Genomic DNA, 16102 nt, shown 5'->3' with positions numbered 1-16102 from the left:
GTATGCTCCCATTTACGGTTACCATTCTCGGAAGCAGTTCGGCGCTGCCGACCTCCCAACGCTTCCCCACCTCCCAGGTTGTTTCCCTCAACAACCAGCCCTATTTGATCGACTGCGGCGAAGGCACTCAAATTCAGCTCCGGAAATACAAAGCCAGAATCGGAAAGCTTAACCACATTTTCATTTCACACCTTCATGGCGATCACATTTTCGGGTTACCCGGTTTACTTTCCACCATGTCGTTGCTCGGACGAAAAAACGACCTGCACATTTATGCGCATTCACCTTTACAGGAAATTCTTGACTGTCATACCGCTTTCTTCCGCAGCGAAATGGACTTTCGCGTTGTCTTTCATCCGCTCAATTTCAAACGCCCGCAGGTAATTTTCGAGAACAAAAAAATAAAAGTCGAATCGTTCCCGCTAAAACACCGGGTTCCCTGTTGCGGTTTCCGCTTTAGTGAACAACCGAAACTTCCGCATCTCCGGAAGGATAAGCTGGAGGAATTTGATATTCCGCTGAAAGAGCGCGTAAAGATTAAAGAAGGCAGCGATTTTGTGCTTCCTGATGACCGGGTGATTCCGAATGCCGAGCTGACCATACCGGCCGAAAAACCGCGTTCCTACGCCTTTTGCACCGACACCATTTATCACGAACCTGCCCTGAAATCCATCAGCGGAGTCGATTTGCTTTACCACGAAGCCACTTTTGCCAACGATCTGGAAGATTGGGCTCACAAAACGTATCATTCCACGGCCGGCGAAGCAGCTAAGATGGCCCAACAAGCCAACGCCAGTAAACTGATTCTGGGACACTTTTCCGCACGCTACAAAGACATTCAGCCACTCGTCGATGATGCAAGAAGCATTTTCCCTGAGAGCTATCCAGCCGAAGACGGAGCAACATTTGAAATACTCTGAGCATTTTCTTTCGTCAGAAATCTCTATTTTTAGAACCTTTAAAAATAACGATCTGTCGAACAAGTCATAATGTTTCGCTTTTTAGCGGCTTATTCTGACCTGTTGCAGAAAAATGATAATCAAATACAAACTTGCATGAAAAGAATTATTCTTTTGGCAGCTGTTTTGCTGGCCTCGGCCAATTTGTTCGCCCAGGATCGCGACAAAGGCAAAATGGTTGAAATCCCGCAAGGGAAAGGGTACTACTACCAAACCATCATGAAAGATGTAAACGCGGTAAACGACTCACTCGCTAAGAAACCGTCTTACTATCGTTTCCAGATGGACCAATCGGGAATGAAGCTTCCCAACAAAGTAGACCTTTACAAACGCTACTGGGCCAATCCGCCTATTTCGCAAGGGAACACCGGTACCTGCTGGGATTTCTCTACCCTTTCGTTTTACGAATCGGAAATTTACCGCATGACCGGCAAAAAAGTGAAGTTGTCGGAGATGTACATGGTTTATTGGGAATATGTTGCAAAAGCCCGCCGCTATGTCGAGAAACGGGGCAACTCTCTGTTCGACGAAGGTTCGGAAGGAAACGCCGATGCCCGTTTGGCCAAACAGTACGGTTTGATGCCTGAATCGGCTTACACCGGCCTGATTGACGGTCACAAATTTCATTCGCATGCCAAAATGTTTGCCGAAATGAAGAGTTACCTCGAATCGGTGAAAAAGAACAACGCCTGGAACGAAGACCAGGTACTGGCAACCATCAAAGATATCATGAACCACTACATGGGCGTTCCTCCAACGCATTTCATGGTCGATGGAAAAGATATGACCCCAATGGCATACATGAAGGACTACCTGAAATTCGATCCGAATGATTTCGTGGAAATTCTTTCGTACAAGCAAAAGCCTTACTGGCAGAAAGTAGAATATGAAGTACCGGACAACTGGTGGCACAACAAGGATTACTACAATGTTCCGCTCGATGTCTTCATGAAAATCATCCACGACGCGATTCGCGAAGGTTATACCATGAGTATTGGCGGTGATGTTTCTGAGGCAGGATTCTCGCGTGACACACAATGCGCGATCGTCCCCGATTTCGATATTCCGTCGGCATACATCAACGATGATGCCCGTGAATTCCGCTTTGCCAACGAAAGTACAACCGACGATCACGGTATGCACCTCGTGGGCTACCTCGCCAATTTCAATGGCAATGGCAAAGACTGGTACCTGATTAAAGATTCCAGCTCGGGCTCGCGTAACAACGACCCGAACGCACCGGAATTTGGCTACTACTTCTTCAGCCAGGATTATGTGAAGCTGAAAATGATGGGCTTCACCATCAACCGTGCTGCGGTAAAAGATATTCTGAAGAAATTCGACGAAAAGAAATAAAACAAGGAACGGGAGCTTTTTTAAGTTCCCGTTTTTCTTTTCCTGGAAAACAACTCCGCCTGGAACCTCCTTTGCTACCGGAAATCCCCAAACCAATCTGTAAGGGCCCGGATTTATTCAGATTATGGCTAAACAAATTTGCTTGGCGTTCAATTTAACTCCCAATAACCCTAAACGGGTTTGCTCACCATCCTCCTAAATAGAATGAAGCCGAAACAGGTTTGCTCAGCAATCTTCTATTAAGAAAAACCCCAAAACATATTCGTTCAGGGTTAATTCCCCACGAATAATCCTTAAACACGAATGCAAGGAAGAAAATCCGCTGTTTTATTCTCCAAAAAACTCTTTCCGGAAGTTGACCAGGTAAAGTCGTTCGGTTGGGCGTGTAAAAGCGGTATACATCCAACGCAGGTATTCACGGTCAATCATCTCCTCGGTCAGGTAGCCATGATCGACAAAAACAGCCTTCCACTGGCCACCCTGCGCTTTATGACAGGTCACTGCATAAGCAAACTTTACCTGCAGTGCATTAAAATACTCATTCTCGCGAATTTTTTCCCACCGTTGCCGTTTATTCCGAATATCGAGATAATCTTCTGAAACGGCTTCGAACAAGCGCTTATTTTCGGCCGATGTGAATGACGCACCATCGTGCATTAGCGTATCCAAAAAGATCTTACAATCGATCTCCACGTCTTTGTAATCGATAAACCGTAAGGTCACGTTCGCAAAGCGGAAACCGTACAACTCTTCATATTTCCGTATCCGGATTACCTCGGAAATGTCGCCGTTGGCAATAAAATCCAGTTCTTCAATTTCCTTTGGCCAGTAATAATTATTCTTCACCACCATTAACAAATCGCCGGTCGAGAGTTCTTCTTCGCGGTAGAGAACCGTTCGGCGAATGCCTTCATTAAACTTGTTAGCCCGCTTATTGGAGCGCGTAACAATCATGGTCTCTTCCATACCGTATTTACTGTAACAGGAAGAAATCTCCTCGATCAACTCTTCCCCGCTCAAGCGGATAATATCATCAAACTCTTCTGTTTCAATCGGCCAGTAGCCAAACGAAGCTTCCTCTTCCAACATCGTTCTGATTTGCGTAGCGTTGTGCAGGATGCCGGAATTAGCCTCCTGTCTCACCACATCGGAAAGTTCGCTCATCAGCACTTCGAGGTTGTAATATTCGAGCTCTTGTGGATAGAGCGCCGGACTGATATCCAGTCCAACAGGAGGCAACTGAGCTACGTCACCGACCAGGATTAGCCGGCAGTTTTTTCCGCTATAAACGTACTCAATCAAATCGTCGAGTAAATGCCCGGAACCAAAGATGGAACTCTCCTGCCCCAGGTTCGAAATCATGGATGCTTCGTCGACAATAAAAACGGTGTCTTTGTGCAGATTTCGATCCAGTGAAAACCGGCCGGTACCATCGGCTGTGGATTTTTGCCGATAAATTTTCTTGTGAATCGTTAATGCTGTTGTTTGAGCGTAATGCGACAGTACTTTGGCAGCCCTTCCGGTAGGGGCAAGCAAAACTGTCCGAATCTTCATTCCTGCTAAAACCTTCACCAAAGAACTCACTACTGAAGTCTTCCCGGTACCCGCGTATCCCTTCAACAGGAAAACCAAATCGGCGTGGGGTGAGGTGATGTAACCAGCAAGTAAGTCAATCATTTCTTTCTGACTTTCAGTTGGTTCAAAACCCAATACTTCGTATATTGAATTCTTAACGTGGTTTTTTAACATATCACAGAAATTAAGCGAGTTCCGCAGCCCAAGATTTATTTTTTTTTTTAAATTTGCAGGCAAACCAACAAATTCATTCAGAAAAAAAATGAAGAAAATATTACTACAAGTTGTTCTTATCATCGCAGCAGTCGTGCTGACATATGAGATATACGACACCGTTCGTAGGCCGATCGATTTTCAGAAAGAGAAAAAAGTACGCTACGATGCGGTCGTGAATAAACTGAAAGATATTCGTAAGGCAGAGCTGGCTTACAAAGATGTGAATGGGAAATTCACTGGTAGTTGGGATACACTGCTCACCTTTGTAAAGACTGACTCGTTACCGTTGGTACGTAAAATTGGTTCTGTGACTGACTCGATGATTGATGCCGGCTGGACAGAAGAGAAAGCATTGAGAGAAGGTAAGATCATCCGTGACACGATTAAAGTTGCTGTATTGGACTCGGTTTTCGGCAAGAATTATCCGATCAACAAATTGCCGATCATTCCTTACTCCGGTGGCAAGAAATTTTTCCTGGGTGCTACCCGCGTGAAAACTGGTTCGGGTGTTGACGTTGCTGTATTCGAAGCTCGTGCACACAACAATATCATTCTAAGTCAGTTGGAAGATGAGTACGGACAGGAAATTATTAATCTGAATGAGAAAAGCAGGGTTGACGGAAAATATCCCGGCTTGAAAGTTGGTTCACTTACCGAAGCAAATAACAATGCAGGAAACTGGGAATAATGTTTAGCTAATGCGAGATATTCGTTTTATTGACAAAACATTTGATAGTACCCAATCTTTACTATATCATTTATCCATCCAGATTAGTCTGGATGGATTTTCTTTTTGTATACTCGATGTTCCGAAGGGGAAATACGTCCTGCTGCGGAACCACCCCGTTTTCCTGAAAAGGCCTCGCCTGTTGCTCAACCGGCTGAGAGATGTAATTGAAGAAGAGGAGCTTTTCAACCTCGAATACAAAAGCGTCGACATTATCTACTCCACGCGGAAATCGACGCTGGTACCGGAAGCCATGTACTCAAGAGGAACAACCGAAAAGTTTTTCGCTTTCAACCATCCGTTGGAAAAGAATTTCACGATTGAGAAAACGCATCTCAACAAAGCTGAAGCCTGGTCGCTTTATGAAATTCCGGTCAACTTCCGCGAATTCCTTCTCGCCAAGTTTCCAAAAGCAACGCTGCGGCACCATATATACCCGATTGTTGAAAGTGCATTAAAACGCAACAAATCGCAAACAGAACGGGTGGAGGTACATTTAAATTTCTTCCGGCACGATTTTGATTTGATTGCCATCGAAGGCCCAAAACTCAAATTATACAACAACTTTACCTACCGGGACGAAAATGATGTGCTGTACTATGTGATGTACATCTTCGAGCAATTAAAACTCAATCCTGAAAAGGTAAATGTGATAATTTCAGGCTCTATTTCCCGGATGGCACCACACTATTATTTACTGAAAAAATACATCCGGAAGGTTTCGTTTGCCAAACTCGATACAACGTACCAATACAGCTACACCTTTAACGAAATACCCGAACACTACTACGCACCCCTGTTAAGTTTATATCGATGCGAATAATCGGCGGAGAATTCAAAGGAAGGCATTTCAGTCCGGGCAACAGCTTCAAAGCAAGACCCACTACTGACTTTGCCAGGGAAAATCTTTTCAATATTCTGATTCACCGGATAGATTTGGACGAAATATCCGTGCTCGACCTGTTCGGGGGAACCGGAAGCATTACGTTGGAATTTGTTTCGCGCGGATGTGAAAAGGTCACTTGTGTGGAAAAAAACTACCGCCACTGTTCCTTTATTCAGGAAACGATAAAAAAGCTGGGAGTTGAGAAAGCAGTTCACCTGATTAAAGGTGATGTTTTCCGATTTATCGAAAAAAGTGCAGGGAAATACGATTTGGTATTCGCCGATCCGCCGTATGACCTCCCCAATCTGGAAACCTTGCCAGAGCTTATCTTTCAACACAACTTGTTAAATCCGGGCGGCATTTTCATCCTCGAGCACGGAAAAACAAACAATTTTAGCTCACACCCCCGTTTTAGCGAATTGCGCAAATACGGAAGTGTTCATTTTTCCATCTTCTCACAAGAAAAAGATTAAGTATATTCACGAAAGCGTTTCCGGTTTCGTTTACTGAAAAATTGGTAAAAAAATTGGAGTATAGATTTGCAGTTAAAGAAACAAGCTATATATTTGCATCGCCTTTAAAAATAAGGCAGGGCGCAAGGCCCGGTTCTTTCATATTTTGTGAACGTTCTCCTGAAAAACACATGGTCTGGTAGTTCAGTTGGTTAGAATACATGCCTGTCACGCATGGGGTCGCGGGTTCGAGTCCCGTCCAGACCGCCAATAAAATATTAAGGAAAACGATTTTGGTCCGGTAGTTCAGTTGGTTAGAATACATGCCTGTCACGCATGGGGTCGCGGGTTCGAGTCCCGTCCGGACCGCCAATAAAATATTGAAGAACCATTTTGGTCTGGTAGTTCAGTTGGTTAGAATACATGCCTGTCACGCATGGGGTCGCGGGTTCGAGTCCCGTCCAGACCGCGAAAGCCTCGGAGTTATTCCGGGGCTTTTGTGTTTTAACAGGTCGATATATAAAATCAAAAATCTTTTGAGGGGAATAACGGAAAGCAGCTTACGCGAAGCATCAATCCTTTACGGAAATCAGATGTTCCTCGGTTAATGTCTTCTCCCCTTTCCAGCGATAGGCCATCAATTTTCCGGTCGTTGCCACGCAACTATCCACGCAGCATAAGTTCGACTGCGGAATAGCGCAACATCCGGAAAGGCAGTAGTGCCCGAAAAATACAGGTGGTTGGTCCTCAGAATAAGGTTCGAATCGCGGAACGATTTCCTGCGGAACCGAATAATCGGGCAACACAAACTTGTTTCCGAACGAAAGGCTTCGGAATGTTTTCCCGGAAGGTGATTCCCACCAGTTCATCCGGAAGGTTCTCCGCGTCATTCCCCTGGTGTCTTTCACAATCAAATCGGCCGGTGTGCGGTATTCCAGCCCTTTTAACAGGTGATATACCACTTCAGAAGCAGGATGTCCGTTCTCATGTATTTCGCGAAGAAAACGCTTCTTCAGTTTATCAGCAGGAAGGATTTCCTTCAGATAATCGATCTCTGCATCGTTCCAATAGGCGTGAGCCACTCGTATTTCACCCAAATCGAGAAAAAGCGGCAGCGTTCGTAACCACCGGAGATAATCTTTCCAAAGCTCTTTTTCGTTTTTAAACTGGCTCAAGGTCTTGCTGATTTGGTTCCGGTTACCTGAAATGTGTCTGCCGAGGTAGGTTCCTCCCGAATCTTTGATGTGATATAAAATGGCAGCGTACTCATGGTTTCCCAGAATAGCATACGCGGTTCCGGCTTCCACCATTCCCCTCACAATTTCCAGGGTTTCCCTAATTTGAGGCCCCCGGTTAATGAAGTCACCCACAAAAACAGCCATACGTTTCTTGTGCTGCCAAACTCCGTCTTTCAGCTCGTAATTGAGCTTTTTGAGCAATTTCTTCAGCAACTCGGCGTGGCCGTGTACATCACCAATAATATCGTAGAATGGAGTTGTTTCCTTCATGGGCAGTAAATTTAAAAATTATTGGTATCAGAAATAAAAAAGCAGCCCCGAAATACGAGGCTGCTCACATTTATTCTGTCATTTGATTTACTACCACCAAACGGTGTAGAAGACTATCAGAATGAGACTAATAATGATTGCCCCGATATTAAATCCTTTGGATGTTCTGAAATAATCTTTCTTCATGATCAAGCCATTCGGATCGTCAGCTTTTGATTCAAGCAAACTCACCAGAATCAGAATACCAGCCAAAATCAGGAAGACGATTCCCATCCGGTTCATAAATGGCAGATTCGGCATTAAAGCTTTGAATGCAAATCCCAACGGGATGGTCAGAATGGCGGTAACCAAAGCACCGTTGGCATGCGCTTTCTTCCAGAACATTCCCAGTCCGAAAATGGCCAACACGCCAGGCGTGATCATTCCGGTAAAATCCTGAATAAACTGAAACGCCTGGTCGAGCCCACCCAACAGCGGACGTGCGACGAAAACGGCAATCACCAGCGCCGTGAACGAAGTCAGACGACCAATGGTTACCAGGTGCGTTTGCGAAGCTTCGGGCCGGATATGTTTTTTGTAAATATCCATCGTGAAAATTGTTGAAGTAGAATTCAGCATCGAAGCCAGACTCGAAACAATCGCAGCTGCCAGTGCAGCGAAGGTCAATCCCTTCACCCCGGTGGGAATAAACGTATGTAACAACCACGGATACGCTTTATCGGAAGGATCGATAACTACATCAGTATTACGTGTGAGCACAAAAGCGGCAATACCCGGAAGAACCACGATAAGTGGTGTTAAAATCTTCAGGAAACCAGCGAAGATCATTCCTTTCTGAGCTTCATCGACACTCTTGGCTGCCAAACCACGCTGAATGATGTATTGGTTAAAACCGAAGTAAGCCAGGTTAGCCACCCATAATCCACCGACCAATACCGATATTCCGGGAAGGTCCTGAAATGCATCACGCGTACCACCGTTCGTTCCGTTGGGAACCAACAATTCGCCCTTGTGAATAATCATATTGAATTTCTCAGGCGCCTGCTTCATCAATTCAACAAAGCCATTGAGCGGTCCATTCACGCCAAATTTATCAGCCACAGCATCCAGCGCCAGCCAGGTAGTAATTAAACCACCAGCAACCAGAAAAACGACCTGGATCACATCGGTCCAGGCAACGGCTTTCAATCCACCATATATTGAATAAAGAGCAGCAAAGAGCGCCAACGCAATAATACCGTAAATCAACGGCACTCCCATAATGGTTTCCAAAGCCAACGCTCCAAGATACATCACGGAAGTAAGGTTAACGAACACATACACCAGCAACCAGAAAATGGCCAACGCCAGTCGCACGCGTCCGTCGTAACGAACTTCGAGGAACTGCGGCATGGTGTAAATTCCCTTGTCGAGGAAGATAGGCAGGAAGTATTTACCGACGATGATCAGCGTAGCGGCGCCCATCCACTCGTAGGAGGCAATTCCCAGCCCGATGGCAAAACCGGAACCGGACATACCGATGAATTGCTCAGCCGAAATATTGGCCGCAATCACCGATGCACCAATGGCCCACCAGGGTAATCCTTTACTCGCCAGGAAGTAGTCCTCAGCATTCTTTTTATGGCCTTTCTTTTCTCTCGAAACCCACAACCCTACACCTAAAATAACGACAGCATAGAGTATGAAAGCCATATAATCCCAAAATGTAAACATATGAATTGGATTTAGTATCGATTTATGATTTCTTATCTCTGTTTATAGTGAACGGTTGAAAGCGACCGTAAACGCTCTGCACTCGTTTCTGCCGTGATATCGCGCTGCGGAGTAGCCAGCATCTCATAGCCTACCATAAACTTCTTCACGGTAGCAGAACGTAACAACGGCGGGTAAAAATGCATATGGAAATGCCATTCCGGATGCGGTTCATCATCGGTTGGACTTTGATGAATACCGGCCGAATAAGGAAACGAAACCTCAAACAGGTTATCGTACATCACCGTCAAGCGTTTGTATATATCGGCCAGAGCCAGTTTCTCTTCACCGGTAAACTGTCCCAGATGTTGAATAGCCCGTCTGCTGATAATCATACTTTCGAACGGCCACACGGCCCAATAGGGTACCAACGCAACGAAATGTTCATTCTCAACCAGAATGCGCTCTTTCTTCTCCAGTTCACTTTTCAGGTAATCGCCCAGCAGTGTTCTCCGGTGATTATTGTAATACTGAAGCTGCGCCATCTGTTCTTTAGCGGGTTCATTCGGAATGGAACTTGACGACCAGATTTGTCCATGCGGATGCGGATTGGAACATCCCATCACACTTCCCTTGTTCTCAAAAATCTGCACATAGTTGACAAAATCCTTTGCCCCCAGTTCTTTATATTCATTTTGCCAAACATCGACCACTTTGGCAATTTCTTCTACCTCCATCTCGGGAATCGTCAAATCGTGCCGCGGACTGAAACAGATTACTTTGCAGACTCCACGCTCACTTTCGGCCCGGAAGAGTTCTCCCTCTTCCACGAGTCCTTCCGACGTATCTTCCAGCAGTGCACTGAAATCGTTTCGGAATACATAAGTGGATTGATAATCCGGATTTTTTTCACCGCCGGCACGCTCGTTACCCGCACACAAATAACAGGTTGGATCATATGGCGGGCGGGTCTCTTCCTGAATCTTCTCAACCTGTCCCTGCCATGGCCTTTTCGCTCGATGCGGTGAAACCAAAACCCACTCACCGGTCAGCGCATTATATCGCCGGTGCGGGTGATCGGTCAAATTAAAATCAGACATAATTTGGTCTTTTACGATTAGCAAACCTTGTGACTTCCCTCTCCAACTTCGGCTACGTAGAATTCCGGCTTCAGCCCGGTGCGAGCTTCATAATTCCGGCCCACCTGTTCGATGAACATATCAACTGCTTCATCTTTCACCAGCGAAACGGTGCTGCCACCAAATCCGCCGCCAGTCATACGGGAACCAATCACACCATCAATTTTCCGGGCTTCTTCCACCATAGTATCCAACTCATTTCCGGTTACTTCATAGTCATCCCGGAGTGAATCATGCGAGCCGTTCATCAACTGTCCGAACTTTTCCAGCTCTCCGGCTTTAAGTGCATCCACTGCATCGCGGGTACGCTTGATTTCGGAAACTACGTGGCGGGCACGTTTACGAACCGTTTTGTCTTCGATTTTATCCTGAAGTCCGAGAAAATCTTCCCAGGACAATTCTCCGAGTTGTTTAATGGATTTGAAAGGTTGAATCGCTTCTACGGCAGCCTTGCATTCTGCCACGCGCTGGTTGTACATACCTGAATCGAGCTTGTGCGGGCTATTGGTGTTGCCGATGACAATCTTTACTCCATCCAGTTTAACCGGAACCTGCTCGTAGTCCAGCGTATCGCAATTCAGAAAAAGAGCATGATCTTTATGAGCCATTCCGGAAGCAAACTGATCCATAATTCCACAATGAACACCGGCAAACTCGTGCTCGGCCATCTGTCCCATTTTCACCAGCTCAACCCGCTCCTCAGCGTATCCGTATATATCATTAATCGCCACTCCGGTTACCATTTCCAGGGCCGCAGACGACGAAAGTCCGGCACCATTAGGCACATTTCCCCAAAAAAGAAGGTCAGCTCCGATATCAGGAGTTTTTCCCTTTTTCACAAACTGGGCAATCACGCCCAACGGATAATTGAACCACTCGTTTCCAACTGGTTCAGTTAATTGATCAAAAGTGATATCGGCTTCATTCTCCACGTTCAGTGAAGCAAAGTGGAAACTTTTTTTGTCGTTTTTCCTGATAAGGCAATAAGTACCAAACGTAAGTGCACAGGGAAACACAAATCCGCCGTTGTAATCGGTATGCTCTCCAATCAGATTGACACGCCCCGGCGAGAAATACACAGATACTTCACCTTCACCGTATTTATTGACAAACTGCTGCTTTAATTCTTCAATATTCATTCGAGTTCGATTTCTTTAATTCATACTGGTAGGTACTGGTTGGTAAAAATATCCAATATTCCTCAATTGGCAAAATGTTTTCACCTGAGATTCCCTTCTGAAATATTTTACAAAGAATTCCGCCGAATGAGAGCCGACGGATTGCGTAATTTTCCTGATGTCTTTCGTTCAACGAGTTCAGCCAACGTTTCTCCCATCAGTTTAAAATCAGTGGAGATGGTAGTAATTCCTCCGGCTACGACTTCTTTCAAAACCGTATCGTTAAATGAAACCAGTCCTAAATCTTTACCCAGCGTTAGATTTTCCTCTGCAGCTTTTTTCACCATTCTTACCAGGTTCCGGTCCGACATGACGAAGTAAGCTTCACCTTTTTTCACTTTCCGGCTGCTGAGCGAGTAAATGACCTCGTGCTCAATCCCATTTTCTTCACAGAAACGTTTGAAGCCCTCGACTCGTCCTTCCGGCTCTTTTCCTCCCGGGAAATGCATCACCAGCTTGTCGTACTTCTCCAGCAAGTCTCTTCCGTCAGTCAGCGCATCGATAACATCCTGCTCAAAATCCTGGAAAATGACCGGATAGTCTTCTAAATCGGCTTTTTCACGGTCGAGAATATAAACCTTATCGTTCGGGAGATGACGGATCACCTGGCTGGTATTGTCGAAAGTAGCAGGCATAATTACATAGGCGCTGTATTTTCCAACGGCTTCGGTAACCAACTTTTCAAACAAATTGAAATTGAAGTGATGAAAATAAATATCGACACTGGTCTTGTTATCCAACTGGCCGGTAAACGCGTTGTACAAATCTTCCTTAAAGACATTCAACTCATCGAACAGAACAAATATCCGTTTCTCATAATCAAGCACAGTGCTATCGATGTAGTACCCTTTTCCGGGCACGGAAGAAACCACTCCCCTCGCTTTCAACTCATTCAATGCCACCATCACGGTATCACGCGATAAGTCGAATGACTGACAAATCTCATTCAGTGATGGAATCTTGTCGCCTTTTTTCAGGTTCCCTTGCTCAATCGCTTTGTAAACCGAACTGATGATTTGTCTGTATTTGGGAATTCCAGCCGTTTCGTCAATCTGAAATATGTAGTTCAATTTCACTTGATTCATGGAGTAAACTGATAAATTTATAAATTACAAAGTTGAAAAAAATCAGCAAAAATACTACCAGTCCCTACTGGTATGTTTATTTTTATATAGAATTTCAAAAAATCCGGAATATCTATGGAATTAAAAAGAGAAGTATTTGGAACAACAGCCAAAGGAGAAAAAGTCTTTCTATACAAGTTAAGGAATGATAATGGCGTCATCGTTAAAATCACCAATTACGGTGGCATTATTACCTCAATTGAAACGCCCGACAAAACCGGCAAAACCGATAACATAGCGCTGGGCTTTTCGGAGTTGGAAGATTACGTCAGCAAGGAATACCTGGCCGGATGTCCGTATTTTGGTTGCATCGCCGGCCGTTACGCCAACCGCATCGCCAACGGAAAATTCACCCTTGACGGGCAGGAGTACAAACTAGCGGTCAACAACGGCCCGAATCACCTGCATGGCGGATTGACCGGCTTCGACAAAGTAGTGTGGGCTCCCCACAAAATCGAAAAACCGGACCTCATCGGCGTTGAATTGAAATACCGAAGCATCCACATGGAAGAAGGTTATCCGGGCAACCTGGATGTGACCGTTACCTATACGCTCAACCACAAAAACGAGCTCAGCATCGAGTACAAAGCTGAAACCGACCACACAACGGTCGTGAACCTCACCAACCACACCTACTTCAACCTAACGGGAAACAGGGAAAACATTCTGCAGCACAATCTGAAACTTTACGCGGACCGGTATACCGAAACTGATGCAACGCTTATTCCTACCGGGAAAATTAACGAAGTAGCAGGAACACCATTCGACTTTACCGAAGAGCATGAATTGGGAGCGAAAATCAACGAACTGAAAGACGGATACGATTTGAATTTTGTTTTGGGTGATGATATAGACAAGTTGAAAAAGGCAGCGGTCCTTTCAGAAGATTCATCAGGCCGAACAATTGAAGTTCTGACCACCGAGCCGGGAATTCAGTTGTACACGGGGTACTACATTCCGGAAATGACAGGGAGTAACGGCAAACAATTGGGGCGTTACGCCGGTGTCGCGCTCGAAACGCAGCACTATCCCGACTCTCCCAATCACCCCGATTTTCCTTCGACGAGATTGCAACCCGGAGAGCAGTTCCACTCAAAAACCGTTTACCGCTTCGGATTAAAATAGATAACACACTCATCAATAAATACCTGAATAGATTCTGTTCGGGTATTTTTATGCCTTTTTCAGGCTTTAAAACATTTTTCTGATTAACGGAAATTTCCATAGTTTTGAATCTTGCTTAACAAAAATCCTAAACTACGGTATTCGCCGACGGAAAAAGAGACATCTATGAAGACACTTATTGAGCTTTTTGAACAAAGCGTCGCTAAATTTCCTGACAATCCTCTTCTTTGGGAAAAAACAAAAGACCAATACGAGCCATCCACTTATCGTGAAATTCACGAACAGGTTCATCAGTTTGGCGCTGGTTTATTGTCGGCCGGACTGGAAAAGGGTGACCGTGTTGGGTTACTATCCGAAGGCCGCAACGCGTGGTTAATTAGCGAATTGGGGATTTTATACTGCGAGGCTATCAATGTTCCCCTGTCGGTAAAACTGGAACCGTACGAACTTAAATTCAGGTTGGAACACTCCGGGGCAAAAATGCTCATCGTATCCGGACAACAGGCTGAAAAGATTGAAAGTATCCGCAAGGAATTACCTGAGCTCAAAAAAGTGATTTATATTGACGGAAAGGAAAATCCGGGAACGAACGACCTCAATTTTTCGGACCTGGTTGAGCAAGGAAAGAACTTCCTGGCAGATCCCGAAAAGAAAGCTACGTTCGATACCATCTGGCAAGGTATCCAACCCGATGACCTAGCCAATATTTCCTATACATCAGGAACCACAGCCGACCCGAAGGGAATCATGCTTTCGCACCTGAATTACGCGGCCAACGTGGCCCAGTCCAACTCATTGATGGAAATAGACGAAAGCTTCCGGACACTGGCAATTCTACCTTGGGATCACTCATTTGCCCATACTGCCTGCTTATACAGCTTCATGGTAAATGGTGCCAGTATTGGTTCCGTACAAATAGGTCGTTCGCCCATGGAAACATTGCGCAATGTTCCTAACAACATTAAAGAGCTGAAGCCAAACATTTTGATGAGCGTACCGGCTCTTTCGAAGAATTTCCGTAAAAACATCGAGAAAAATATTCAGGCTAAAGGAAAAACCGCGGAGAGACTTTTCAAACAAGGACTAAAAGTTGGCTACGCTTATAACGGCAATGGCTGGAACAAGGGCAAAGGTTGGCGTGCATTGATGAAACCTGCCGTTGCTTTCTACGATAAAATTCTGTTCTCCAAAATCAGGGAAGCGTTTGGTGGCGAACTCAAATTCTTCGTGGGCGGAGGCGCCCTGCTCGACATCGAGTTGCAGCGCTTTTTCGCAGCCATTGGCGTACCGGTTTGCCAGGGTTACGGACTTTCCGAAGCATCGCCCGTCATTTCTTCCAACGCACTCCACGCCATCAAATTCGGTTCATCGGGACGCTTGGTAAAAGACCTTGACATAAGAATTTGCGACGAAGACGGAAAAGATTTACCAGCTGGCGAAAAGGGTGAAATCGTCATCAAAGGCGACAACGTGATGGTCGGTTACTGGAAAAACCCGAAAGCGACTGCCGAAACATTGAAAGATGGCTGGCTGCACACAGGCGATATGGGCTACATGGGCCCCGACGGATTCTTGTACGTTCTTGGACGCTTCAAGAGCCTGTTGATTGGAAACGATGGCGAAAAGTTCAGCCCGGAGGGCATTGAAGAAGCACTGGTTGATCAATCCGAATTCATTGATCAAGCCATGCTCTACAACAACCAGAATCCGTATACTTCCGGAATGCTGGTGCCTAACATTGGCGCTATTAACCGGAAATTGCAAAAACTGGGAACCGACCCGGGAACCGAAGAAGGCAATCAAAAATCGCTGGAAATTCTCAAACAGGAAGTCGATGCTTACCGCAAAGGCGGAAAATACGAGGGCATGTTCCCAGAACGATGGCTGCCAACTACCATTGTCGTACTTCCCGAAGCCTTTACCGAACAAAACCACCTGATGAATAGCACCATGAAAATGGTTCGTGGAAAAATTACCGAATACTTCGCGAAAGAACTGGAGTTTCTCTATACAGCCGAAGCCCGTAACATCGTCAATCCGATGAATATGGCGGCTGTTGCGAAATGGAACGGAACACTCTAAAGGAATACCTTATCCGGAATATATCAGTGACAATCTGAACTATTCCGGATATTTTTTGTAAAATGAACCGGAAACAGCGATTA

At 45.4% G+C, this 16102-nt stretch carries 13 protein-coding genes and 3 tRNA genes; 10 read left to right on the top strand and 6 right to left on the bottom strand.

Going from position 1 to position 16102, the window contains the following annotated elements:
- Positions 1-2: 2 nt before the first annotated feature.
- On the top strand, positions 3-920 hold the full coding sequence (locus AC060N_RS03605; protein WP_479525924.1) for a ribonuclease Z: 918 nt from the start codon (positions 3-5) through the stop codon (positions 918-920).
- 135 nt (positions 921-1055) lie between these two features.
- On the top strand, positions 1056-2315 hold the full coding sequence (locus tag AC060N_RS03600; RefSeq protein ID WP_479525923.1) for a C1 family peptidase: 1260 nt from the start codon (positions 1056-1058) through the stop codon (positions 2313-2315).
- Positions 2316-2642: 327 nt separating this feature from the next.
- On the opposite strand, the gene AC060N_RS03595 is transcribed toward AC060N_RS03600, so the two are convergent.
- Positions 2643-4064: an ATP-dependent DNA helicase gene (locus AC060N_RS03595; RefSeq protein ID WP_479525922.1), complete on the bottom strand. Its 1422-nt coding sequence runs from the start codon at positions 4062-4064 to the stop codon at positions 2643-2645.
- A gap of 88 nt (positions 4065-4152) precedes the next feature.
- Here AC060N_RS03595 and AC060N_RS03590 point away from each other — a divergent pair, with 88 nt between their 5' ends.
- The 6 genes from AC060N_RS03590 (at position 4153) to AC060N_RS03565 (ending at position 6640) form a co-directional block, all read left to right on the top strand.
- A complete protein-coding gene (locus tag AC060N_RS03590; RefSeq protein ID WP_479525921.1) occupies positions 4153-4794 on the top strand; it encodes a hypothetical protein in 642 nt (213 codons plus the stop codon).
- Between the two features lie 10 nt (positions 4795-4804).
- Positions 4805-5656, top strand: coding sequence for a DUF3822 family protein (locus AC060N_RS03585; protein ID WP_479525920.1), 852 nt, complete (start codon positions 4805-4807; stop codon positions 5654-5656).
- On the top strand, positions 5647-6192 hold the full coding sequence (locus tag AC060N_RS03580; RefSeq protein ID WP_479525919.1) for an RsmD family RNA methyltransferase: 546 nt from the start codon (positions 5647-5649) through the stop codon (positions 6190-6192). Before AC060N_RS03585 ends, AC060N_RS03580 begins: the two co-directional genes overlap by 10 nt.
- A 172-nt stretch (positions 6193-6364) precedes the next feature.
- A tRNA-Asp gene (locus AC060N_RS03575) sits at positions 6365-6441 on the top strand.
- Between the two features lie 25 nt (positions 6442-6466).
- A tRNA-Asp gene (locus tag AC060N_RS03570) sits at positions 6467-6543 on the top strand.
- Between the two features lie 23 nt (positions 6544-6566).
- Positions 6567-6640, top strand: a tRNA-Asp gene (locus AC060N_RS03565).
- 103 nt (positions 6641-6743) lie between these two features.
- Here the strand turns inward: AC060N_RS03565 and AC060N_RS03560 are convergent.
- From AC060N_RS03560 to AC060N_RS03540, 5 genes are all read right to left on the bottom strand, one after another.
- On the bottom strand, positions 6744-7679 hold the full coding sequence (locus AC060N_RS03560) for a metallophosphoesterase (protein ID WP_479525918.1): 936 nt from the start codon (positions 7677-7679) through the stop codon (positions 6744-6746).
- 90 nt (positions 7680-7769) lie between these two features.
- The gene (locus tag AC060N_RS03555; protein ID WP_479525917.1) at positions 7770-9392 is read right to left on the bottom strand and encodes a sodium/sugar symporter; all 1623 of its coding nucleotides are present in this window, start codon (positions 9390-9392) and stop codon (positions 7770-7772) included.
- 32 nt (positions 9393-9424) lie between these two features.
- On the bottom strand, positions 9425-10471 hold the full coding sequence (locus AC060N_RS03550) for a UDP-glucose--hexose-1-phosphate uridylyltransferase (RefSeq protein WP_479525916.1): 1047 nt from the start codon (positions 10469-10471) through the stop codon (positions 9425-9427).
- 17 nt (positions 10472-10488) lie between these two features.
- Complete coding sequence (locus tag AC060N_RS03545; RefSeq protein ID WP_479525915.1) at positions 10489-11649, bottom strand: galactokinase; 1161 nt, start codon at positions 11647-11649, stop codon at positions 10489-10491.
- A 107-nt stretch (positions 11650-11756) separates the two neighbouring features.
- The gene (locus tag AC060N_RS03540; RefSeq protein ID WP_479525914.1) at positions 11757-12773 is read right to left on the bottom strand and encodes a GntR family transcriptional regulator; all 1017 of its coding nucleotides are present in this window, start codon (positions 12771-12773) and stop codon (positions 11757-11759) included.
- Between the two features lie 114 nt (positions 12774-12887).
- Here AC060N_RS03540 and AC060N_RS03535 point away from each other — a divergent pair, with 114 nt between their 5' ends.
- Complete coding sequence (locus AC060N_RS03535; RefSeq protein ID WP_479525913.1) at positions 12888-13937, top strand: aldose epimerase family protein; 1050 nt, start codon at positions 12888-12890, stop codon at positions 13935-13937.
- Positions 13938-14102: 165 nt separating this feature from the next.
- Positions 14103-16019, top strand: coding sequence for an AMP-dependent synthetase/ligase (locus AC060N_RS03530; protein ID WP_479525912.1), 1917 nt, complete (start codon positions 14103-14105; stop codon positions 16017-16019).
- The last annotated feature ends 83 nt before the right edge of the window (positions 16020-16102 follow it).

The organism is Prolixibacter sp. DSM 2831, from assembly GCF_056493735.1.
This window is presented reverse-complemented; position numbering and strand designations above follow the sequence as displayed.